The organism is Chthoniobacter sp. (assembly GCF_040003245.1).
In the GTDB taxonomy this organism is placed as follows: domain Bacteria; phylum Verrucomicrobiota; class Verrucomicrobiia; order Chthoniobacterales; family Chthoniobacteraceae; genus Chthoniobacter.
Map to the genome: position 1 here is coordinate 19,421 of NZ_JBDUCX010000016.1, position 23,270 is coordinate 42,690.

19 protein-coding genes are annotated in these 23,270 nt (G+C 62.2%); 12 read left to right on the forward strand and 7 right to left on the reverse strand.

The window, feature by feature from the left end:
• Nucleotides 1-62 precede the first annotated feature (62 nt).
• Together ABJF10_RS03550 and ABJF10_RS03555 are read right to left on the reverse strand one after the other, a co-directional pair.
• The gene (locus ABJF10_RS03550) at nt 63-1,046 is read right to left on the reverse strand and encodes a hypothetical protein (protein WP_348543141.1); all 984 of its coding nucleotides are present in this window, start codon (nt 1,044-1,046) and stop codon (nt 63-65) included.
• A 111-nt stretch (nt 1,047-1,157) separates the two neighbouring features.
• Nucleotides 1,158-2,753 (reverse strand): response regulator, encoded by a 1,596-nt coding sequence (locus ABJF10_RS03555; RefSeq protein WP_348543142.1) that lies wholly within the window; start codon nt 2,751-2,753, stop codon nt 1,158-1,160.
• A gap of 115 nt (nt 2,754-2,868) precedes the next feature.
• Between ABJF10_RS03555 and ABJF10_RS03560 the strand changes: the two genes are divergently transcribed.
• Nucleotides 2,869-4,548, forward strand: a complete 1,680-nt coding sequence (locus ABJF10_RS03560; RefSeq protein ID WP_348543143.1) for a GTP-binding protein — start codon at nt 2,869-2,871, stop codon at nt 4,546-4,548.
• A gap of 280 nt (nt 4,549-4,828) precedes the next feature.
• Here ABJF10_RS03560 and ABJF10_RS03565 read toward each other — a convergent pair whose 3' ends face one another.
• The gene (locus ABJF10_RS03565; RefSeq protein ID WP_348543144.1) at nt 4,829-5,548 is read right to left on the reverse strand and encodes a hypothetical protein; all 720 of its coding nucleotides are present in this window, start codon (nt 5,546-5,548) and stop codon (nt 4,829-4,831) included.
• 491 nt (nt 5,549-6,039) lie between these two features.
• Between ABJF10_RS03565 and ABJF10_RS03570 the strand changes: the two genes are divergently transcribed.
• The 11 genes from ABJF10_RS03570 (at nt 6,040) to ABJF10_RS03620 (ending at nt 19,127) form a co-directional block, all read left to right on the forward strand.
• On the forward strand, nt 6,040-7,494 hold the full coding sequence (locus ABJF10_RS03570) for a lactate racemase domain-containing protein (protein WP_348543145.1): 1,455 nt from the start codon (nt 6,040-6,042) through the stop codon (nt 7,492-7,494).
• Nucleotides 7,495-7,593: 99 nt separating this feature from the next.
• Nucleotides 7,594-8,202: a hypothetical protein gene (locus ABJF10_RS03575; RefSeq protein ID WP_348543146.1), complete on the forward strand. Its 609-nt coding sequence runs from the start codon at nt 7,594-7,596 to the stop codon at nt 8,200-8,202.
• Between the two features lie 85 nt (nt 8,203-8,287).
• Complete coding sequence (locus tag ABJF10_RS03580) at nt 8,288-9,010, forward strand: DUF4388 domain-containing protein (protein WP_348543147.1); 723 nt, start codon at nt 8,288-8,290, stop codon at nt 9,008-9,010.
• Between the two features lie 278 nt (nt 9,011-9,288).
• Entirely contained in the window at nt 9,289-10,155 is an 867-nt protein-coding gene (locus tag ABJF10_RS03585; protein ID WP_348543148.1) for a CPBP family intramembrane glutamic endopeptidase, read from the forward strand.
• Between the two features lie 186 nt (nt 10,156-10,341).
• The gene (gene speY / locus ABJF10_RS03590) at nt 10,342-11,526 is read left to right on the forward strand and encodes a deoxyhypusine synthase (RefSeq protein WP_348543149.1); all 1,185 of its coding nucleotides are present in this window, start codon (nt 10,342-10,344) and stop codon (nt 11,524-11,526) included.
• On the forward strand, nt 11,510-12,094 hold the full coding sequence (locus ABJF10_RS03595; protein WP_348543150.1) for a DUF2278 family protein: 585 nt from the start codon (nt 11,510-11,512) through the stop codon (nt 12,092-12,094). The genes speY and ABJF10_RS03595 overlap by 17 nt, the downstream gene beginning before the upstream one ends.
• A gap of 216 nt (nt 12,095-12,310) precedes the next feature.
• The gene (gene hisD / locus ABJF10_RS03600) at nt 12,311-13,579 is read left to right on the forward strand and encodes a histidinol dehydrogenase (RefSeq protein WP_348543151.1); all 1,269 of its coding nucleotides are present in this window, start codon (nt 12,311-12,313) and stop codon (nt 13,577-13,579) included.
• Between the two features lie 199 nt (nt 13,580-13,778).
• Nucleotides 13,779-14,429, forward strand: a complete 651-nt coding sequence (locus tag ABJF10_RS03605) for a DUF2807 domain-containing protein (RefSeq protein ID WP_348543152.1) — start codon at nt 13,779-13,781, stop codon at nt 14,427-14,429.
• A 123-nt stretch (nt 14,430-14,552) separates the two neighbouring features.
• Nucleotides 14,553-14,879: a hypothetical protein gene (locus ABJF10_RS03610; protein ID WP_348543153.1), complete on the forward strand. Its 327-nt coding sequence runs from the start codon at nt 14,553-14,555 to the stop codon at nt 14,877-14,879.
• A 483-nt stretch (nt 14,880-15,362) separates the two neighbouring features.
• Nucleotides 15,363-18,218, forward strand: a complete 2,856-nt coding sequence (locus tag ABJF10_RS03615; protein WP_348543154.1) for an SUMF1/EgtB/PvdO family nonheme iron enzyme — start codon at nt 15,363-15,365, stop codon at nt 18,216-18,218.
• Nucleotides 18,219-18,221: 3 nt separating this feature from the next.
• Nucleotides 18,222-19,127: a DUF3365 domain-containing protein gene (locus tag ABJF10_RS03620; protein ID WP_348543155.1), complete on the forward strand. Its 906-nt coding sequence runs from the start codon at nt 18,222-18,224 to the stop codon at nt 19,125-19,127.
• 223 nt (nt 19,128-19,350) lie between these two features.
• Here ABJF10_RS03620 and ABJF10_RS03625 read toward each other — a convergent pair whose 3' ends face one another.
• The 4 genes from ABJF10_RS03625 to lnt all read right to left on the reverse strand — a co-directional run bounded on the left by ABJF10_RS03625 (nt 19,351) and on the right by lnt (nt 23,161).
• On the reverse strand, nt 19,351-20,082 hold the full coding sequence (locus ABJF10_RS03625) for a phosphodiester glycosidase family protein (protein WP_348543156.1): 732 nt from the start codon (nt 20,080-20,082) through the stop codon (nt 19,351-19,353).
• A 7-nt stretch (nt 20,083-20,089) separates the two neighbouring features.
• Complete coding sequence (locus ABJF10_RS03630; protein WP_348543157.1) at nt 20,090-20,452, reverse strand: hypothetical protein; 363 nt, start codon at nt 20,450-20,452, stop codon at nt 20,090-20,092.
• Between the two features lie 52 nt (nt 20,453-20,504).
• A complete protein-coding gene (locus ABJF10_RS03635) occupies nt 20,505-21,218 on the reverse strand; it encodes a 2OG-Fe(II) oxygenase (RefSeq protein WP_348543158.1) in 714 nt (237 codons plus the stop codon).
• Nucleotides 21,219-21,538: 320 nt separating this feature from the next.
• Nucleotides 21,539-23,161, reverse strand: coding sequence for an apolipoprotein N-acyltransferase (gene lnt, locus ABJF10_RS03640; RefSeq protein ID WP_348543159.1), 1,623 nt, complete (start codon nt 23,159-23,161; stop codon nt 21,539-21,541).
• Nucleotides 23,162-23,270: the final 109 nt, after the last annotated feature.

The following is a 23,270-nucleotide window of genomic DNA, read 5'->3' on the forward strand; positions in this document are numbered from 1 at the left end:
ACGAGGGAACGCAAGTCCCAGACTCGGCGTTCCCGGTGAATATTACGTGGCGTGGGAGAAGATTAGAACGCCGGCAGCCCGTCGACTCCGCGTTCCAGTCCACTGTCGATGCTGTGTCGGAAAGCGCGTTCCCCCGTCGTTTCCTTGCCGACAAGCCCATGCTTGAGCTGCTCCATCTTCCGGCGATCCACTGCGCTGGTGCGGTCGTAGCTCGTGCCGTTGCGGGTGCGAAAAAGTTTCTCCAAGCGTTCGTCGCGCGGCGCGGGATCGGAGGCCTGCTCGACGGGGTCGATCACAGTCGGCGGCGTCCAGGAAGGGTTGCTATGATTCGTAGCCGCTGGGCCCGAGGCGATTTCGGCAACTGGCTTTGCCTTCGGCGCTGCAGCGGCCGTCGGGGAGTGCTGAATTTTGGTGACCGCCTTGGGCGATGCCGTCGTGATGGTGGTGACGGACTTTTGGCTCACCGGCGCATGGTAAGTAACGACCGGCTTGGCGAAGTGGGTCGGCGCAGGCTTGGCCAGTGCGATCTTCGTCACAGGCAGGGGGCGCTGGGCGACGTGCACGCGGGATTCCACCAAAGCCGTGCGAGGATGGGACACCGCTTTTCCTTCTTTTCCGCTGCCACCACCCGCCGGATAGTGCTTCTTCTCGATGATCTCGGCCGGCCGGTGGCAATAGAAGGAAAGCTGCTTGTCCATCTCGGCATTGGGCAGCCAGACCGGGGTCGCGGTGCGGTCGTCCTTCAGCCACCAAGGGTAACGGGAATCGGCATCGTCGCGATAAACGACCGCAGTGCGGGTGCCGAGCGCCTCCTCGTACTGATGCGTATAGTAGTGATATTGGTAGGTCACCACGAAATGTTCCACGCCTTGGTCGAGCAGCACGCGGTGCAGTTTATCGGCGTAGGAGGACGAGGGGTCGGCCTGGCGGAAGGAGTCGCCCGGACGGACGCTCATCACGGTATCCCAAGTTTTCGATTTCTCGAAAACCTGACAGCCTGAGAGGCTTAGACACACGGCGATGGAAAGAGCGAGGGGTTTCTGCATGGCGGAGGCGAAATTGAGAACCTGCGGTTCCCGGGCGGCGTACAGGAATTTCCGCGCCGCCTCAATGATAAACTACAGGGACGAACGCGGTGACAGTGTAAACTAACCGGCCTAGAGGAACCCGAGGCGGTTCTTCCAGATCCAGGTTTCGGCCTTCACTGTCAGTTCCGCCGTGTTAAACGGCTTCGAAAGGAAATCATTGCCTCCACTGAGGCTGGCTTGCGCCCGGGGGTCGAGCGGGTTGGCGACAGTCATGAAAATGACGGGGGTCTTGCGGTAGCGGTCGTGTCCGCGGACCCGGTCGCACAGAGTAGGGCCATTGAGATTCGGCAGGCCTTCATCGAGCAGGAGCAGGTCATAATCTTCCTTGCCGATCAGCGCTTCCGCCGTGTTGCTATCCGAGCAGGTCGTGGTTGAAAGTTGGGCGAGTTCCAGAGTGGCGGCCAGGGTATGCAGGAGATCGTTGTCATCATCCACGGCCAGCACCTTGGGATGAGGCAGCCCCTTGGCGCGATCGTGGTGGCGGGGATCCAGCAGGCTGGTGATCAAATCCGTGGCTTGCGACAGCGTCTGGATTTGGGCTGGCGCCGGGCACTCCGCCTTGCCGACACATTCCTGGAGCAGTTGCTCGATCGCGAGACTGATCCGGTGGATAGGGTGGTTGCCGAGGACGGAGGCCGCTTGGGCCAGCTTGCTGCCCTGGGTGGCGAGCTGGGCGCGCGCGCCCCGATCGTTGATATTGGTCGACAGGCGGTTCAATGCCATGATCAGGCACTTCAAGGGCGAGGCGATCGCTTGCAGGGCCGGAGACAGGGGCAGGGTGATGCGCTGGGTCGATTCCGTGTTTTCCGGCGGAGTCAGGAGGGTCACGGTGGGCTGCCCGGCGGCGGAAGAAGAAGATGGGGGCGCGCTGGCGGTTTGGGTGCGCGAGATCACGGCAGTCGAGCCCACGGCCACGGTATCACCGGCCGATGGTTCGGGCGGCGGTGCGCTGGGGGCCGGGCTCGGCGGGCTGCCATTCACCGGGCCGCCTTCACCGCGCGCCACCCGCTGTCGCAGATCGTGCAACTCGCGGCTGTGGGCCACCTTTTCGGCCTGCATCAGTTCGCAGGCCTGGCGGGCGGCATCGCGCTCCTGGTTCGTGACGGCGATTTCGTCCTTCAGTTTTTCCAGCTCGAGCTTCAGCCCGGCGGTGAGGTGGCGGAGATCGTCGCGCTCGGCGACGATCGTCTTGAGGGCGTCATTCGACGCGGCAAAAGGCGTGTTGTCGACCTTCTTGGTCACGAGACGGGCGCTGCTCAGGATGTCGACCTGCCGTTGCAGGGCCACGATCTGTCCGAGCAAATCGGCGTTTTCACCCCGCATGAAGGCCATGTCCTTTTCCATCTGCGAGATCGAAAGGCGGGGCAGCGCCGAGCCGCCCCGGGGATCGAATTCACACTGCACGGTCCCGAAAGTGATGCGGCATTCCGACCGCAAGTGAAAGTCGGTGACCGGCGAGCCGTCGACGAACGTCAGGTTGGTCGAGCCCAAATCGTGCAACCGGTAGTGACCTTCCTCGCAAATCAATTCCGCATGATGCGCCGAGACGCTCCGATCGACGACCTGGATCGTATTGTCGGGCCGACGCCCGACCGAAACTCGATCCGCCGTCAGGTCGTGCGTAACTTCCCCTTGGTCAGGGAGCTTGATTCGGAGAGTGGGCATGGACTGGGTGAAGGGTGTTCACGGGAACGTGCTAATGAGATAGCAAATGTGATGCCTAATGCGTGCAACTGCTTGCGTAACCGCTAGATTTGCCTGATCGTCCCGCCCTTTTCTCATGAATGCGGAAATCCAACGGCGGCGTACCTTCGCCATTATCTCGCACCCGGACGCCGGGAAAACCACGCTGACAGAGAAACTGTTGCTGTATGGCGGGGCTGTCCAGTTGGCGGGCTCCGTAACAGCACGCAAAAATGCGAGAGCGACGACCAGCGACTGGATGGAGTTGGAAAAGCAGCGCGGCATCTCAGTTTCGAGTACGGTTTTGCAATTCGACTACCATGGCTACCGGATTAACCTTCTGGATACCCCTGGTCATAAGGACTTTTCTGAAGATACCTACCGTGTTCTCACGGCGGTCGACGCGGTAGTCATGGTCATCGACGCCGCCAAGGGCATCGAGGCCCAGACGCGCAAGCTGTTCGAGGTCTGCCGGCGGCGTGGCGTCCCGATCTTCACCTTCATGAACAAGTGCGACCGGCCGACGCGCGACCCGCTCAGCCTGCTCGACGAGCTGGAGAGCGTGCTCGGCATCGGCGCGTTTCCGGTCAATTGGCCCCTGGGCTCCGGCACCGGCTTCCGTGGGGTCTACGACCGCCAGCAACGGGCCGTGCACCTTTTCGAGCGCACGCCCCACGGGGCCTATCGCGCTCCGGTCGAGGTCGGTTCGCTGGCTGATCCGCTGGTCCGCGAAAAGCTGGACGAGTCGGACTACCATCGTGCCGTCGAGGAGCTGGAGATGCTGGACATCGCCGGGGTGGAATACAGTGCCGAGAAGGTCCATCACGGGACCCAGACGCCGGTCTTTTTCGGTTCGGCGGCGAATAACTTTGGCGTGCAACTGCTGCTCGACGCTTTCCTCGAGCGCTCCCTGCCGCCGCAGCCGCGGCGAGGGAAGAAAGTGCTTAGTTCTCAGTTCCCAGTTCTTAGTAAGCGCTCCGAGCCGGAATCTCCGACTGAGCACTCTGCACTGAGCACTAAGCACTCCGCTCCCGACACCGACGGCGCTCTCGTCCCCCTCGACGGCCCCTTCTCCGGCTTCGTCTTCAAGATCCAGGCCAACATGGACCCGCGGCATCGCGACCGCATTGCCTTCGTCCGCATCTGCTCGGGCAAATTCACCCGGGACATGACGGTGACGCACACGCGCACCGGCAAGCGAGTGCGGCTGGCCAGTGCCCACCGACTGTTCGGCCAGGAGCGCGAGACGGTCGATGAAGCGTATGCGGGCGACGTCATCGGGCTCGTCGGCCATGGCGAGTTTGGCATCGGCGACACGCTGACGACGGATCCGAGCATCACTTTTCATGAGATTCCCCGGTTTGCGCCCGAGTGCTTTGCGTTCCTGCACAATCCGAACACGGGCAAGTTCAAGCAATTCCGCCAGGGCGTGGAGCAACTGCTGCAGGAAGGGGTGATGCAAGTGTTTGATCTCCGCGATTCCCTGCAAAAGATCCCGCTGCTCGCGGCGGTGGGGCCATTGCAATTCGAGGTCGTGCAGTACCGGCTGGAGAGCGAATACGGCGCGCCGTCGCGGCTGGAGAACGCTTCGTGGGAGGCCTTCCGCTGGCTGGCCGCGGACGTCGATCCCAAGACGGTGAAACTGCCGACCGGTTGCCGCCTGGCCAATGATGCGGCGGCGAAGCCCGGGGTGCTGTTTCCGAATGCGTGGACGCGGAAGTACTTCACGGAGCTGAATGCGGGGATGGAACTGCTGGATCTGCCGCCGGAAGGGTAGCGCCCAGCGGGCGCCCGAAAAATTGTCATCCTGAGCGAAGCCGAAAGCCGAGCGCAGCGAGACGCCTGCGGAAACATGGGGCAAACCTCCAATATCCTTCTTCTTCACCAACTTTGTTAGAGACAATGCCGACATATTGGATGACCACGACGCGTAAGATGCCGGAGGGATATTGGAGGTCGTTGTCCCCACGGCACCGCGGACGTCTCGCAAGGCCTCAGCTCGGCAAGCTCAGGATGACAGGAAAAAAGCGCGCGTTGCGCGGTTCCCCTGCCCCGGATCAACTGATGTGGAGAAATTCCTTCATGCGCGCGATGCGCTCCTCTTCGGTCATGGGCGGTTTGATGCGGTCGAGGTTCTCCGGTTTGCGGGCCCAGGCGATTTTGGCGTCGTCGCTGATGTCTTCCCAGCGCTGGTCGGGCTCGGGTTCGGGGACGTCGCTGACGGCCCCCTTGTTCGCGGCCTGGCGGTCGCGGCGCTTCTCCTCGGAACGTTCCATTTCCAGCCGCTCTTCCTCGATCTGGACTTCCCGGCGCTGCAATTCCAAATGCGCGGCCCGATGCTCGGCGCGGCGCAGTTTCATGAGGTCGTCGCACATCTGGCGCTGCTTCTTCCAGGCGGCCTCACTGTCGAGGGCGGCGATTTCCTTGGTGGCGACGACGAAACGGGAGCTCAGCCAGAGGGAGAGGGCTTCGTTGACGCGCAGGGAGTCCTTGGCCTCACCCTGCAGTTCCTGCCCTTGCTCGAAGAGCATTTTGACGACTTCCAGGGCCTCCTGGTGGCGGAGCCATTCTTCGTAGCCGCCCTGTTTCCATTCGGAGACATTCTGTTCGCGGATCTCGCTGCCGCCGAAGAAGGCCTCCATGGCGGTGCGGACTTCGGGGAGGGTGTTGAGCCAGTCGGTGATGGAGCGGCCGGTTTCGCCGTTCCAGAGACGTTGGTTGATCTCTTCACGAATGGCGTGTGGGAGGTGGGCGATTTTGCCGTTACGAGTGTACATATGCGTTTATATTTGAGCGTTTATTGTTGTGCAGTCGGAACCGCGAAATTTTCTAGAGTCCGAACTAGCCGGAACTGGCCCGAACATCTCTGTAAATGAGGGGCGGATTGCAGATGGAATCGGTGGTGGATCGAGGTCCGATTGGTTCGGGAATTGAGTGGTAATTTGTTCATATTAGTCATATATGAACGCTCATTTAATGGGTGTCAAATGAAAATATAAGACCCCGAGAGGACCGGGGATGACACGGATGGGCACGGATTCAGAAATGGGAGCGGGAGGTCTTTATCCGCGCCCGTCCGTGTCATCCGTGGTCCAACTCATCGGAGGGCGGTGAACCGTGGGCCGCAGTTAGAGTTTGGCGCAGGCACTTTGGCCGGACAGACTCGGCGAGAATTTCACGGGGCTGGAATTCAGAGGAAGCGAACTGGAACGCGCATTGCCAATCGGCTGCGAAACGGGCAGGGTGAGGTTGCGCTGCGCTCTGCCCCATGAACAAAAAGTCCCGCCGCACCTCCAGCCGGAGAACTTTTCTGGCCAATGCGGCTTCGTCGGGTTTGCTCGTGGCGCTGGGGAAGGGGACCTCGGCTTTTGCGGAAGCGGCGGCGCCGGGCGCGGATAAGCCGGCGGCGGCTGCTGGGCTGCCGGCCAATTTTGCCAATCCGGCGGACTCGCCGATTCATGCGCTGCTGAAGGATATTCCGCTGCCGCGCATGGTGCCGATCGAGACCACTTTCGACCGGCCGGTGCTGGTGGATGTGGGGCAGGCTTTCGTGGCGAAGTTGCGCGGGTCGCGGGTGCTGGAGGGCATCTGGCCGGGGATGAGTATCGCGGTGGGGGCGGGCAGCCGGGGGATTGCCAATCTGCCGCTGGTCACGCGGCTGTTGATCGAGGAGCTGAAGAAAGTGGGGGCGCATCCTTTTCTCTTTCCGGCGATGGGGAGTCATGGCGGGGCCACGCCGGAAGGGCAGCGGGCGGTGCTGGAGCGGATGGGGATGAGCGCGGAGAAAATGGGTGCGCCGATCCAGGCGACGATGGAGGTGGTGCAGGTGGGGTCGACGCCGGATGGGTTGCCGGCCTATGTCGACGCGATCGCGGCGGCGGCGGATGGGATCATCGTCGTCAACCGGATCAAGCCGCACACTTCCTTCCGGGGGAAGGTCGAGAGCGGGCTAAGCAAGATGATCGTCATCGGCGTGGGGAAACAGAAAGGCGCGGAGACGTGTCACAATCTCGGTTACGGGCGCATGGAGCAGAATCTCGTGGCCTTGTGCCGGGCGACGCTGGCCAGCGGGAAGATCCTCTTCGGCGTGGGCCTGGTGGAGAATGCCTATCACGAAACCAGCCAGGTGGAGATCGTCCCGGCGGTGGAGATCGAGGCGCAGGAGCCGCGGCTGCTCGAGGAAGCGCGTAAGCTCATGCCCACCGTCCCGATCCAACTGCTGGATGTGCTGCTCATCGATGAAGTGGGCAAGAACATCTCCGGCACGGGTTTTGATCCCAATGTCGTCGGCCGCTACCCGACGCCCGACGTGACGCTCACCGAGCGCGACCCGCGCATCACCCGCATCGCGGTGCTCAATATTACCGATGTCTCCGACGGCAACGGCACCGGGCTGGGCCTCGCCGACTTCACCACGGAGCGCGTCTTCCGCAAATTCAACTTCGTGGAGACCTACTGCAACCTGCTGACCTCAACGACAGCCACGGTGGGCAAGATTCCCATGGTGATGCGCAACGATCAGCAGGCGGTGCAGGCGGCGATCAAGACCTGCTTGATCGGCGACCCGCGCAAGGTGCGGCTGGCGCGGATCAAGAGCACCCTTTCCCTGGATCGCACGCTGGTTTCCGAGAATCTGGTGGAAGAGGCGCTGCGGAATCCGCGGACGAAGGTCATGGGGCCGGCGGCGGAGATGGCCTTTGATGGGGAGGGGAATCTGCGGTAATGAGGACGAATGGGAGGAATAAGAGGGATGGGAAGAAATGGGGTGGGCGTCGATTCTTGATGGCTGGCTGGTAAATCACGCGCTGCCTCCTGTTTACCCATGTTCCCGAAACTCTCCGATTGGCTCCTGCGGACGGGATTGACCCGGGCGATCTATTTCTCGGGCACTCTGGTGATTGGGAAAGGGTTGTTTAAGAAGAAGCTCCGCGTTCAAGCCTATCGGCGTGGGGAGAATGATGTTCCTTTTGTGCGGCTCACGTTCGTGGTCACCGGATTCTTGAGCTACGAGTCCATGCCGATAGAAATTCGTTTGTCGGACGCCCGCGAGCTGGTGCGGCTGCTGGGGGAGGTAGGCGAGTATTTCGACGCAATGGAACGACCGATGGCTGGCGGGCGGCCCGCTTCCGCCGGCCCCCCGTTTCAGAATTTTGCGGATTGGTTCCGCCGGACCACCTTGAGTGGGACGATTGTCCATTCACCCGGCGCGCTGGTGGTGAAGCCTTCGTTGATCGAGCTTCGACTCAGTGTGCAAGCGTGTCGAAGTCACGGCCAGGGCGCCGCCTATACGCTGCTCGATCTCACCGCCACGTCACCCCTGAGTTACGAAGGGAAATCGGCGGAGCTTAGCTTGGCGGAAACCCGCGAACTGGCGCGCATGGTGCAGGAGGCGATACAGTCTGTCGGGGCCGACAGGCGATCCGATTCCTAGGGGCCTCTCCCGGCGAAATACCCACAATACTCTACGTGGCATACGTAGTGCTACTGTCACCGTGCGGTAAACATTCATTAACAACATGCCCCAAGAGAATCCCATCATCTTTCTGGTCGAAGATTGCCCGGTCACGGGTCTGATCGTCGAACGCGCAGTGATGCACGAGATGCCGGACGTGCGGCTGCTGTGGGCGCGCAGCCTGGCGGAGGCCACGGAGCGGGCGGCCGGACTGGATATCGCCCTGTTCCTCGTGGATATCGGCCTGCCCGATGGTAACGGGTTCGATTTTCTCTGGCAGATGGCCACCGACCACCCCACGGCGCGCGCCATCGTGATGACCGCGACCCCTCTTCCGGAACACCAGGCGCACACCTCTGCGCTCGGCGTCCTGCACTTCCTGGAAAAGCCGCTCCAACTCCAGCCGCTCATCAATCAAATGCGGGCCGCGCTCGAAAAGGCCACGGAAGGCGAGGGGAAGAATGACTTTCGCGCCAGCCTGAGAAATGTGACGCCGGCCGACATCCTGCAACTCAAGTGCCTGACGCGTGCGACCACCGTCGTCGAGTTCCTTTCCGATGACCAGATCGGCCGCATTCGCCTGGAGGACGGGGAGATCGTCAGCGCCTCGGCGGGGGCGCTGCGCGGAGTGGATGCCGTCTACGAGATCCTCGGCTGGACGCGCGGTCACGTCACCGAACACCCGTGCGTCGGATTTCCGATGCGGACGATCGATTGCCCGTGGCAGAGCCTGCTGATGAATGCCGCCCAGCGGATCGATGAGCGGCTGAGTGCCATCACCGCGTGAATCGTACTCACCGAATTCTGCCGCCCCTTCGGGGCTGACGCTATTTGGTCGCGGGGTCCGGTGGCTGACGCCGACCGGCTAATCTCTATCGTCCCTCCGGGACAATGAACCGCGCGGTGATTTCCGGCAGAAGCGGGTGACATGATTCCAACGCCAGGATCGGGGTGCCGAATCGACACTCGAAACGGCGGTGATGACGATCAGCGGTTTCCGCTCTTTGCTTTTTGTCGCGAGCGCGGGCATTGTCGCGGGCCCTTGCGGGTCCAAACTCTTTTCTGATGTCCGACGAATCGCCTGTTGCCCTCACTCCATCGTCAGCGCTGGTGGACGCGCTGCCGCCGCCGTCCCAGCCGGTTTCCAAAATCCGCTGGGGGATTCACCTGGCGATCATGGCGGCGCTGCCGCTCGTGGCCGGGTTGGGTGGGGTGTCGAATCGTGGCGGTGAGCCGGCGCTCGGGCACAATGTGCGCGGGCTGCTCATCGTGTCCGCCTTTGAAGTGCTCTTCTTCGCCGTCTTTTTCGTGCCCGCCTGGCTGGCATCCCGGGCGAACCGCGATGATCTGCTGCTGCGCTGGCGGCCGGGCTATTGGGTGGTGCCCCTCGGGGTGGCCTATTCCGTGGCGATCCGCTTAGCGGTGGGCGTCTTGGCTTTGTGCGCCATGGCGATCGTGATGGTGACCACCAAGACTTCCCTGGCCGGGATACAAAAATTTACCGAGGAGAATCGCCCGAAAGTCGAGACGTTGTTGGACATGCAGGCCCTCACGCACGACCCGGCTTATTTTTGGCTCGCCGTGGTCTTGGTGAGTTTTGTGGTCGGCGGGTTGCGGGAAGAGTTGTGGCGCTCCTCGTTTCTCGCGGGGTTGCGCTCGGTGTGGCCGCGCGCTTTCGCGTCGAATCGCGGCGGTATCGCCGGCGCCGGGGTGGCGGCGCTCTTTTTCGGCGCGGCACATATTCCGCAAGGGATGCTGGCGGCGGGGATGATCACCATCGTCGGCTTTCTGCTCGGCGTGATGATGTCGCTGCATCGCTCGGTGTGGCCCAGCGCGATCGCGCACGGCCTCTTCGATGCCACGAGCATGGTGCAGCTCGTGTGGTTGACGCGGCACTTGCCGGAGTGGCAGAAGATGAGCGGGGGACATTAGGGGGAACATCCAACGCCCCACCTCCAATTGCAGAGAGCCCACTGCAATCGCTTGCGCCATTGGATGTTGGGTGTTCGATGTTGGATGTTCAGAATTCCCCCCGCACCCTGCCGACCCGCATAAATGCGGCATCCGCGGCGAATGTACGTTGACCGGTCTTGCCGGGGCGCTAACCTCAGACGCTCCATGAGCTCGCTGAACAAAAAGTTCCCGCGTCTGTTGCCTGAGCCGATCCGCAAGGGCATGAAAGTCGCCGACCTGATCGACACTGCTTTCAAGGCCTACAACGGTGGCCGTCTCGCCGAAGCGTGCCGTCTCTTCACGCAAAAAATGATCGCGGGCAATGGCACCGTCGGCATGTCGCTCACCGGCGCGCTCACGCCCGCCGGCCTCGGTCGCGCGGCGATCGTGCCGCTGATGAAAGCGGGCTTCGTGGACTGGATCATTTCCACCGGCGCCAATCTTTACCACGACCTGCACTACGGGCTGGGCATGCACCTCTACGCGGGCTCGCCATTTCTCAATGACGTCGAGTTGCGCCGCGACGGGGTCATCCGCATCTACGACGTGCTCTTCGATTACGACGTGCTGCTCGATACGGATGCGTTCGTGCGCATGGCCATCCAGGGGCCGGAGTTTCAGCACACGATGGCGACGGATGAATTTCACTACCTGCTCGGCAAGTACGTCCACGAGCGGGAGAAAAAACTCGGCATCAAGGAAACCAGCGTGCTGAGCGCGGCGTATCAATATGGCGTGCCGATTTTCACCAGCTCGCCGGGCGACAGTTCCATCGGCATGAATGTCGCCGCGATGGCGTTGCGCGATTCGAAATTGTTCATCGATGTGAATCGCGACGTGAACCAGACGGCGGCCATCGTTTACGGCGCGAAGTCGAGCGGCTCGACTTCCAGCGTGTTCATTCTGGGTGGCGGATCACCGAAGAATTTCATGCTCCAGACCGAGCCGCAGATCCAGGAGGTGATGGGCATCGAGGAGCGCGGGCACGATTACTTTTTGCAATGCACGGACGCGCGTCCTGATACCGGCGGCTTGAGCGGGGCGACGCCCGGCGAAGCGGTGAGCTGGGGCAAGATCGACCCGGAGAATCTGCCGGACTGCGTGGTGTGCTATGCGGACTCGACGATCACGCTGCCGCTCATCACCGCCTATGCGCTGAGCAAGGCGGCGCCGCGCAAACTCAAGCGCCTCTACGACCGGCGCGACGCGCTCTACGGCAAATTGCGCGAACAATATTTCAAGCACGGGAAGGTGGAGAAAATCGAACACCGCACCGATCTCAGCAAGGCGAAGCGAGGACGCTCCGGCCGCTCGGTGGTAGGAACCAGTCGCAATGGCCAGACGTCCTGACGCCCGCGCGCTCCTCTTCGAGCGGATTCGCACCTCGCCGGCGAAATTCGTGCATGTGCGGGGAGTGCCTTACACGGTGGCCGTCGAGGAGTCCGAGGACCCGCTGAAGATCGATCACGTTTATCTCAATGTGGAAGTGCCGCCCTTTGGCCGGCTGCGGGTGGCGATCAATACGCTCTCGCGGGCGAGCCGCGAGGCGGGCTTCGATCCGCGGATTCGCGTGGGCATCATCCAGTCGACCTACACGGAAAAGCCGCTGCCGAGCCTGGAGGAATGCAACGGGCTCGACTACGCGAAGCAGGACGAGAAACACGGCGTGAAATATGAGATCTATGAGCAGGCGGCCCTGACGGAGATGCTCGTCACGAAAATGAAGGTGGCCATTCGCGCGGAGATCTGGGGCGAACTTTACGCGCGCGATCATCTCGGCATTCACCAGGTCCATTGCCGCCGCGCGAGCAAAGCGGTGCCGGTCGACGTGCCCAATCGCGACGGCGCGCTGAAACTTTTCTATCCGCAGGACAACGCCACGGAGGCGTTTTTGTTCAAGTTCGACGGGCAGGCGTAGGGTGGGTTGGGGGAAAGCCCTTCTCCTCGCGGTCATCCTGAGCGGAGGCGAAGGATCCCGTCGCTTGACCAACGATTGTCGCTGGTTATTCCACGGGGTCCTTCGACTCCGTTACACTCCGCTCAGGATGACCTCCGGGGAGACGCCGCCCTCCCTCCCGTAAGAAGCGGCTTTGCAAAAATCCGGTAACGAATTTAGAACCTCAGCCCCACTCCTATGCGTACCCTCCGCTACAACAGCCCCGGCTTCTCTTCTTCGCTTCGCTCCTTGAAACGCAGCGCCGAGCCGCACCCGCAGGTGCGCAAAGTCGTGCAGGACGTCATCGATGCCATCCGCGCGGAAGGTGACTCTGCTCTCCTGGAATTCACCGAGCGCTTCGGCGGCCCGCGTCTTACCGCCAAACAATTGCGGCTGACCGGCAAGCCCAAGGTGGACGGCGACACCAAGCAGGCCATCGCCACCGCGCACGCCAACGTGCTCGCCTTTGCCCGCAAAAGCCTGCGCGAAAACTGGACGATGAAAAACGCGCAGGGCGGCCTGGTGGGCGAACGCTTCGATGCCTTTCGGCGCGTGGGAATTTACGTGCCCGGTGGCACCGCACCGCTCGTCTCGACCGCGGTAATGACCGTGACGCTCGCCGCCGCGGCCGGCGTGCCGGAGATCGTGGTCACCACGCCTTCCGATGCCGACGGGCAGGTGAATGAGGCGTTGCACTACGCGCTTCAGTATTGCGGGGCGACGGAGATCTATCGCGTGGGCGGCGCGCAGGCTATCGGCGTGCTGGCCCACGGCACGGAGACGATCAAGCCGGTGCAGAAGATCTTCGGCCCGGGCAACGCCTACGTCGCCGAGGCCAAGCGCCAGGTCTTCGGCCACGTCGCCATCGACCTCCTGCCGGGGCCGAGCGAAATCCTCGTCCTCGCCGATGCCACCGCGACGGCCGCGTGGATCGCTGCGGACCTCCTCGCGCAAGCCGAGCACGGCAAAGGCAGCGCGATCATCTTCGTTACCAACTCGGCCAAATTGCTCAAGGACGTGGAGTCAAAAATCGTGAAGCAACTTGCGACGCTCAGCCGCCAGGATCACCTCGCCGGCGTGCTGGAAAACGGTTGCACCCTCATCCTCGTCAAGTCCCTCCAGGATGCCGTCGAGATCGCCAACGATTTCGCGCCCGAGCACATCGCGATCATCGCGAAAGACGAGGACAAGATTGCCGCGCGCATTCACACCGCGGGCGCGATATTCCTCGGCGGCTTCTCGCCGGTCGCGGTGGGCGATTTCCTCGCGGGCCCCAGCCACACGCTGCCCACCGGCGGGGCGGGCAAGGCCTTCCCCGGCCTCACCGTCGATATGTTCCAGCGGCGCACCAGCCTCGTGAATTTCGATGCCAAGGCCTTGAAGAAATCACTCCCGACGATCGCCAAGTTCAGCGAAATCGAAGGCCTCGACGCCCACGGCCGCTCGGCGGCCATCCGCTTCGAGTAGCGGCGGACTGCACCACGAAGGCACCAAGGCACAAAGGGATGATGTGTTTGCCGTCATGGGTGGCGATGCCCTTGCCATATCTTCGTGCCTTCGTGTCTTCGTGGTTCATTTGCCTTGAGGGCTCCAGGGTCTAAATTACGACACGACCCACTCTTTCCCGGAGCGCGAAGTACAGTTAGTATTTGAAAGGAACCCCGTTATGAAACTCTCCTCTGCTGTTCGGCATCTCGCCACCGCCGCGGTTTTGGGCGGCTGCTCAGTTCGGACGCATACCATCAAGGGCGATGGGAATATTACCCCTGAAAACCGCTCGATTGCCGAGTTCACCTCGATCAAGGCGTCCGGCGCGCTCGACATCCGCTGGGCCAGCGGTCCGCCTGCGCTGACGATTACGACTGATCAGAATCTCCTGCCGGAAATCCACACGGAGGTTTCGGGAAAGACGCTCGAGATTTCCTACAACGGATCGCTCGAACCCACGAAGGGCATCAAGATCACCGTCGCCAGTGGCACCATCGACAAGGCGAATATCACCGGCGCAGTGCATCTCGGGGTGAGCAAATTCACGGGAGATTCTCTGTCGGTGGAAGCCACCGGCGCCTCCGCGGCGGATATCGACGGCAGCGTGGGAGACCTCACCGCCAACCTGACGGGCGCCAGCCAGCTCAAGGCCTCCGGCCTGCAGGCAAAAACCGCCAAGGTCACCCTTGTGGGAGCTTCCACCGGGGACGTCGCGGTCGACGAAGCGTTGACGGCGAACCTCACCGGCGCCTGCTCGCTCACCTATGCGGGCGAGGTCAAATCGGTGAAGAAAAACATTGCCGGCGCGAGCAGCATTCGGCGGCGCTGATTTGATCCCTCACCTGGTTGTTTGATTTTGAATTTCGCTTCTTCGATTTGCCTTCTCCTGATCGTTGCCTTTGCGCTTTGCGGATCTGCTGCGGACGCACCGCCTTTACCCGCGCATCCCGGGATGAGGCTCGAACGAATTCCATTCCGTCTGTTTCTCCAGCGATACGAAGGCGACCCGAAAAAACCGGATACGCTTTCCTTTCTCATCCATACGGTTGACCTGAAACAACCCGCTTCGTTCTTGAAGCTGGGAGATATGATCCTCGGCACGAGACTCAAGCTACAGACTTTTAAATATCTCTCGGGGCCGCATGGACGTCCTCAGGACGATGACGATGCAGACTACTCGGAACTGACACTCGTCAATATCGATACCAAGCAAACATTTGTGCTCAAGATCGGCCCTCTCATCGATATCCCCATCATTCGCGAAGTCCCAATCAAGTAGGCGATGGCGCAGCGCGCCTCGTTCTCCGGCCCGGAGTCCGACCCCTTTGCTGCGGATTTTTGCTTTCTGCCAGCCGTTGGGCTATAGAAAGCCGATGCAGAGGCAGAATGATCTGGAGCGGGACGAAAACCCTGTCTGAGGGGAGCGGCTGAGAGGCACGAACATGCAAAACCGATTCGATACCCATGATTTTCTCGATTTCCCTACTGATGGAAAAGCGACGTCGCCCCCTAACGCCGGACTGCGCGGGAGCTGGGCGCGGCCACGCTACACTGGAAATCGCACCGAATCGCACCCATCCCATACCGGATGCGACAGCGCCACCGATGACCCTCGCCTCGATAAAGTTTTTGCTTTTGCCCGCCGGTCGATCCCCGGTCGACCCGATTTTTCCCTGAACGCCCTGTGTAACGCCCCCAAGCTCAATGATTGCCGGAATACATAGAAGGCCTTAGCTTTCCGCCCGGTCAATCCCGTCACCCGATGCCTCAACCGGAGAAATTCGAGCACTACGAGCTCCTGAAAAACCAGGACGGCTCCTTCGCGGAGTTGGGTCATGGCGCCATGGGCGTGACCTACAAGGCCGTCGATACCAACCTGCACTGCCACGTCGCGTTGAAGGTCATCAGCGCGGCGCATCTCGACGATCCGACGGCCGAGGAGCGCTTCCTGCGCGAGGCCCGCGCCGCCGCGCAGCTCCGCCATCGCAACGTCGCCTCGGTCTTTCACCTCGGCTCGTGCGGCGACTCCTATTTCTACGCGATGGAATTCATCGAGGGCGAGACGGTCGATGCCCGCGTGAAGCGCGAGGGGCCGCTGCCTCCCCTGGTCGCACTCGATATCGCCAGCCAGGTCGCTGCGGCGCTCGTCGCGGCGCTCAAGCAAGGCCTCATCCACCGCGACATCAAGCCCTCGAATATCATGCTCGTGCGGGAGGACGATGGGGAATTGATCGCCAAGGTCATCGACTTCGGCCTGGTGAAAAACGCGCTCATCGGCTCCACCGCCGGCGCGCTCACCTCCACCGGTTTCGTCGGCACGCCCTATTTCGCCAGCCCCGAGCAGCTCGACCAGCGCTCCGAGGATATCCGGTCGGACATCTATTCGCTCGGCGTCACGCTCTGGTTCATGCTCACCGGCAAGCCCACCTTCATGGGCTCGGTAGCCAGCGTCATCGCCCAGCATCTCGACAAGCCGCCGGCTTTCGAATCGCTCGCGGTGCTTCCCACGTCCGTCGTCAATGTGCTGCGCAAGATGCTGGAGAAAGACGTGGACGCGCGCATCCAGTCGCCGCAGGAACTGCGCGCGGAACTCAAGCGCAGCATCGAGATCCTCGAGGACGCGAGCCGCTCCCCGGAGAATGAGCCCGCGACGATGACCTTCGACGAGGCGTCGCAAACCATCGGCCTGACCGCCACGGCCACTCCCCAGCCGCAGCCGGGCGCCGGTTCCGTGTTGAGCTCGCGTTATCAATTGATCGAAGACCTCGATCCCGCCAATCCCGGCCGTCAGTTTCACGCCGAGGACATCGAGCAGAAGCGGCGGGTGCGGGTGAAGGTGATCCAATGTACGACCGCGGCCTTCACCGCCGTGCGCGAGCAGGCGGCTCAGGTGCAGAGCGCCAGCTATCCGAATTTCACCGCCGTGCTCGCCACCGAACGCACGGGCTCCCTCGGCTATGTCGTCTCGGAATGGCTCGAGGGCTTTTCGCTCCTCGAGTTGCTGCGGGCGCGGCACGAGCTCACGCTGCGCGAGACCCTCTCGCTGCTCGGCCAGATCGCCCCGGCGATCGATGCGGCGCGCGATATCGGCGTGCGTCTCGCCCTGGAATTGCGCGACGTGCTCATCCATTTTCCCGAGGGATTCAGCGAGTCCGATGAACAATTGGTTCTGCGTTGCCCGATCGCTGAATGGCCGGTCTTCGTGGTGAAACTCGATCCGCTGGGCGGCCTCGATGAAATCGATGAACTGAGCGCCAGTGCGGAGCGGACGATGGTCGGGGCGCGCGATGCCTGCCGTCCGATGGCCATCGCGCAATTGGCCGCCATCGCCTACGATCTGCTCGGTGGCAAACCGGGCGCATCCGGCCCGCTGGCCAATGTCTCCGAGGAAGGCAACGCCGTGTTGCGCCGCGCGCTCAGCGGGCGCGATCACTTTTCTTCCGCGCAGGATTTCGTGGGCCAGCTCAGTGCGGCTGCGGCGGATCACACGCAACGCCCCACCGTCGCCATGCCGGTGCAGGACGCGGCTACCGCCAAGGCCTCCGTGCCCACGCCGCGGGTTGCCCCGAAACCTGCCGCTAAATCCGTTCCGCCGGCCCCGGCGCGATCCGCGCCGCCGTCTTCCCGTCGCCTTGCCGAAGCGGATACCGCCCGGGTGCACGGACCGCGCAATTACCTGCCCATCATCGCCGTCGCTGTCGGCGTGATCGTCCTTTTGATTTTGGGCATTGCCTTTTTTCCCGACAACAAATCGGCGCCGAAGATCCCGTCCGTCACGCCACCGGCGTTGCCCGGCAAGGGCCCGGTCGTCACCGCTCCCCGCCAGCCGCCGCAACTCGGGAAGCCGTGGAAAAACAGCCTCGGCATGACCTATGTTCCGATCGATGACATCTGGATGGCGGCCGTGGAGACGCGCGTGCGCGATTTTGAGGCGTTCGTCCAAGCCAGGAAATACGACGCCACCGGCGGTATGGACTCGCTGCAAAAGGACGGCTTCAAGGACCACGGGCACACTTGGATGAACCCGGGATTCATGCAATCGCCCGAGCACCCGGTGGTGGGCATCTCGCGCGAGGACGCGAACTATTTCTGCAAATGGCTGACCGACAAGGAACGGACCGCGGGCGCCCTGACCGCCGCGCAGTTCTACCGCCTGCCGACTGATCGCGAATGGAGCCAGGCCGTGGGTCTCGAGAACGAAACCGGCTCTACGCCCGAGGAGCGCAGCGGCAGAATCAAGAGCGTCTATCCATGGGGCCGCGGCTTCCCGCCGCCCGCCGATGGCGGCAACTATGCGGGCTCCGAGGCGAAGGCGGGCGCGCCCGACAACTGGCCGACGATCTCGTTTTACCACGATACCTTTCCGCGCACGTGCCCGGCGCCCGGCTACAAGCCCAATGAACGCGGCGTCTCCGACCTCGGGGGCAATGTGTGGGAATGGTGCCAGGATGCCTTCGGCAAAGCCAACCCGCGCTGGGGTGTGCTGCGCGGGGGCTCTTGGGCCACTTCGAAACAGGATGAAATGCTTTCTTCCTACCGCCGTGGGTTCGACCCAAGCTTCCGGGAGGATGACGTGGGCTTCCGCTGCGTCATCGCCACCGATGCGGGCAGCCGCTAAATTATGAAACTGCTGAAATTCAACCTCGTGTTTCTTCCACTCCTCGCTGTCGTCCTGGCGGGGATCGCCTATATCTCGCGCGACCTTCTCGAGGCCAACGCGCGCGAGCAAGTGGCGCAGATCGCGCGGCTCATCATGGAGACGGCCAGTTCCAGCCGCATTTACACCACCAAGCAGGTGGCCCCGCTGCTCCAGCACAAGAACTTCAAGCTCCAGGCGGCCATCTCCGAGTTCCAGAAGACCATCGAGGAATTGCCGAAAGAAGCAGACGCCGCCATCCCCAAGGACGTCCATTACAACAGCGCCAAGAAGGCCTACATGCTCGGGCAGCAGAAGGTGATCGACGCTCAGAAGCAACTGATCGATTCCGTCAAAAACAAGCCCGAGGAAATGATGGACACGGAGTTTCACCCGCAATCGGTGCCGGCCTTTGCCGCCACGGAAATCTCGCACTACCTCAACTCGAAATATCCCGATTACTTCTACAAGGAAGCCACGCTCAACCCGACCAACCCGCGCAATCGCAGCACCGATTGGGAGACGGATGTCGTCAATAAATTCCGCACCACCGACACACTCACGGAATACGTCGGCGCCCGCGACTCCGCGACCGGCAAGGCGTTCGTCCTCGCCCGTCCGTTGCGCGTCGGTAACGTGAGCTGCCTCACCTGCCACAGCACGCCCGACAAGGCGCCGCCCGAGATGCTCAAGCTCTACGGCTCGGCCAATGGCTTCGGCTGGAAACTCGACGACATCATCGGCGCGCAGATCGTGACCGTGCCCATGTCCGTGCCCGTGGCCGCCGCTGACGCCGCCTGGAGCAAGCTCACCACCTGGCTCGGTGGCGCCTTCCTCGGCATCGCCCTCGCCGCGAATCTCGGCATGGGCTGGCTGGTGTGGCGGAATTGATTGTCCGCCTGTCGTGTCGGCCCGAATCAGTAGTCAGTAGTCAGTATCCGAATCGCAGATGGCGCGCTGGAGGGCACCGCGCCGTCGGTGCTGGGAACTAGCATTCACCGCTTTTGCGCCGGCCTCCTCGGCCCGAAGGGCCGGCGGAAATTAGCCGGTCGGCGTCAGCCACCGGAAATATCCACGCCAAGGATCCGCCCCGGCAGGGGCGGCAGAAATCACTCTACTCGGTGACCCCGATGATCGGTCCGAGGTCCATCCGAAAATCGTTTCGCTTGAGTTCGGTCGAGTAGACGCTGGAGATGGTGCCGTCGAGAAAGAGCGCGTCAGGGCAGTGCAATCGATCGCGGAAGAACGTGGCGAATTCGTAGAAGTTCACCGGTACGTCGCTCATCACGAAGATGGCGGCATCAGGCAAAGGCACGCCGACGCCGTTGCGCACGAGACGTGATTCCGAACCTTCGCGAAAGGCGGGATGCAACCGACCATTGTGCACGAGCAACGGTCCGGATTGGGTCGCGAGGACCACGCGCTCGTGGAGGTTGGGATATTCGGATGCTTCGATCACGCGCGCGCCGCTGGCCGTGAGAACGAAAACACCGTTCGGCTTGAGGAAGAAGTTGCCCTCGCCGCTCGCGGTATTCAGTGGCACGAGTTGCTGCCCACCCGCCACGAAAAGACCGACGGCGGAAAAGTCCGCGTGATACATTCCGGCGTTCATCGCAAAGACGAGCTTTTTGCCCTGCGGCAGCAGCCACGCGGTGAGGCGGTCGAACCGTTTGAACGGCTGGCCGGTGTCATCGCGATGGTAAAGTTCGAGATGCTCCTTGCGGACATTGACGCGGCAGACGGTGAAGGTCTTCCCGGCAAATTCCACGGTACTAAAATCCACCGCCGAAGCGCCCTGGAGCGTGGTCAGCATCACCAACCCTGCAATCACGAACCACGCCCTCATGGCCAGCTCACGCCATTTTCGTCGGGCCGTTGGAAGCCTGCCAGACCGCCGCGATTTCCTGCGGCGTGAGCACGCCGCAGAAGGGGCTGCAGCGCCGCAGGGTGCGCGCTTCGGCGGTATCGGAGGTGAGGAAATCAATGATCTCCTCGGGCGACCACGTCATGAGGATCAGCTTCCAGCGCCGGATCAGCAGCTTCATCTCGGGAGTCGCGGTGCGTTTCCAGATACGCAGGTTGTAGAGCGGGATGCCGAGCAGGTTGGAATCCGCGCGCAATTTCGAGGCGACGAGCACGTGCAACTCCCGCGACAGGACGTCAATCCAGTCGGCCTCCCGATGGTGTGCGAAGTCGATGAGCTTCTGCGAAATCACACGTATACGCTCTCACAATCCAAGGGCCTTGCCAAGCACCCACCGGACCTCCTCAAGAAAGGGCGTCGTGAAAGATAATGCCGAGCGTGTGCCGCTGGCCGGTGTGCACTTCGCTCACGCCGTGCCGCATGCCGGCGCGATAGTATCCACGCGCCCCCTTGACCGGCCGAAAATTCGTCGTAAAGAGCAGCATGTCCCCGCGCTTCGGGCGCCGCACGATGGCCTTCGACTGCGCCCGCGGGGATTGCTGGATCAGCACGAATTCACCGCCGGTATAGTCCGCGTCCGGTTCATTCAGGAAGAGCACCAACTGGATGGGAAAGAAAATCTCTCCATACAAATCCTGGTGCAGCGTGTTGTGCCCGCCCTCGCCATAGCGAAGGATCAATACCGTCGGTTTGTCCTGCCCGGCCTGGTGGCACAGCGCCTGGAGCTCGGCAAATGCGCTGGGAAAACGCTTCTCCAGTCCCAGCCATTCCATCCATTGATTCGCGATGGGCGCGAGCTGCGGATACACCGTCTCGCGAATCGTCTGGAGAACTTCCGGCAGGGGATAAGAGAAGTATTTGTATTCGCCCAGGCCGAAGCGGTACCGCTCCATCGTGATCGTCTTGCGGTAGAACTTCGGCTGGTCGTAGTCCGCGATCAATCGTCCACAGGCGTCCGCGGTGAGCACGCCGGACACGTGCGCGAAACCTTTCGCGTGCATGTCTTCGGCGACACGCGGCCAGTCGATCTTCGCGAGGGTGCGTTGGATGTGGGTCATGATTTGCGAATCAAGCGGCCGTCTGTTTTCTACCGGATCATATTACTCAGGAACGCCGGTTCTTGCCTTTGAATTCCGCCGGGAAAAGTGAAGTCGTTGATTTGATAAAGCGCATCGCTTCACGCGACAGCGTTCCAAAAAAACAGGTCTGTCATCCTGCGCTCGGCTTTCGGCAAGCTCAGGATGACAGTTGGGAAGGGCGTGCTCGTGGTAATACGGTCGCCCCCAAAGCATCCACCCGCCGTACCACCTTCGATTCATAAGTAGGAGGCAACACCCCATGTTATTCATTCTCTTTCTCATCGCCGTTTACGGCGGGATCAGCGCCCTGCTTTCGAGCGAATCTTGCGAACAGTGGTAAACGCCAGCGCCCCGAGCGTCAGCCCGATCGACAGATCGCTCAGCCAGTCGCCGTAGCGGGTATAGAAGGTGGTGCGTCCATGGACGGGTACGCGCACCTCGCGGGCCGCGAAGCCTTGCTGAAACGGCGGCAGCCAATTCTCCACCTGTCCGGAAGGCAGCACCGCGGCGGTCACTCCCGTATTGCCGCAGCGGATCAACGGCCGGCGGTTTTCCACGGCGCGCAGGATGGCGTTGGCCAGGTGCTGTTCCGCCGCGGGTGTCTTTCCAAACCAGCCATCGTTGGTGATATTCACCAGCACTTGCGCCCCGTGCAGCGCGAAGTGTCGCGTGAGTTCCCCGAGCGTGTCTTCGAAGCACACCAGCGCGCCGAGATCGGTGGACGGCTCCGGAATATGCAGCAGCGTGTATTCGCGACCCGGCGTGAAATCCCCGGGAACCAGTTCGCCGAGAAAACGACCGAAGAGCGGCCGCAGCGGCAGGTATTCGCCGAAAGGAACCAGGTGCATTTTGCGATAACTTTGGTGCCCGGATCCGCGCCCCGTGAGTAGCAACGCGGTGTTGTAATCCTCCCGTGCATCCATGTCGAAATCGACGCTGCCGAGGAGCAGCGCGAAATCGCCCTGCTTCGCCAGGTCCATCACGAAGTGGAAATTGCGCTCGCTGGAAAACATGCCGCGCGGCATGGCGGATTCCGGCCAGAGGACGAGCTGTGGCGGCGGTTCGGTGAGGATGGCCAGCTTGGTCAGTTGCTCGAATTGCGCGAGCACATGCTCCTCGGCGTCGTGATCGAATTTGTCCTCCTGCGGAATATTCGGCTGCACCGCCACGACGCGCAGCGGGAAACTTTCCACGGCCTCGGGATGCAAGAGCCGCCGGATGCCGAAGGCGAAGACCAGGGCGATGAGCGCCATCGTGAAACTGAACTCCCAGCGGATGCGGCGGGAAAAGTGAGGACCGAGTTCACCGACGATGCGCCGCACGATGATCACCGCCATGAGATTGGCGAACGCCACCAGCCACGAGAGGCCCGGAGTGCCAGTCACCTCCGCGATCTGGATCATCGCCAGGTCGTGGTGCAGCGCGACGCCGAGCGGGTTCCAGCCAAAGCCCCCGAAGAGCCGCTCGCGCACCCATTCGTGCGCCACCCACGCGCTTGCGCCCAAGGCTCCGAGCGCGAGATTGCGGATCGAGCGGTCGAAGGATCGCGCAGGATCAAAGGCCGCCAGCAGAGTGCCCAGGAACCACGCCCAAAAAGCGAAATAAAGGCCCAGGTAAAGCGCGAGCAACAGGGGCAGGCTGAGCAGCCACGGATTGCCGTACAGGTCGGCGAGGGAATTCAGCCACCAAAACGTGCTGGCGAAAAACACCAGCCCCGCGACGTAACCCAGCGCGGCGCGCCGCCACGGACCGCCGGGCGTGAAGGCCGCGGCGGTGAGCGGCGTGAGCGCGATCCAGCACAGCCAGCCTTGATCGCACGAAGGAAAGCAGAGCGTGAGCAGCACGCCACTCAACGCGGCCGCCAGCCACGGCCAGAGGCGCGCGAATTGGGATTGAGGATTTGAGGTTACGGGTTCAGTCACGCGCCGGAGGTGCCGGTGGTGGTATGGCAAAACCGCGCCGCGCGCCAGAACTTCAGCGGGGGAATTGATTCCGGTGTGGGGCGCGTGTCCTCACGCGCCGGGAATCGAT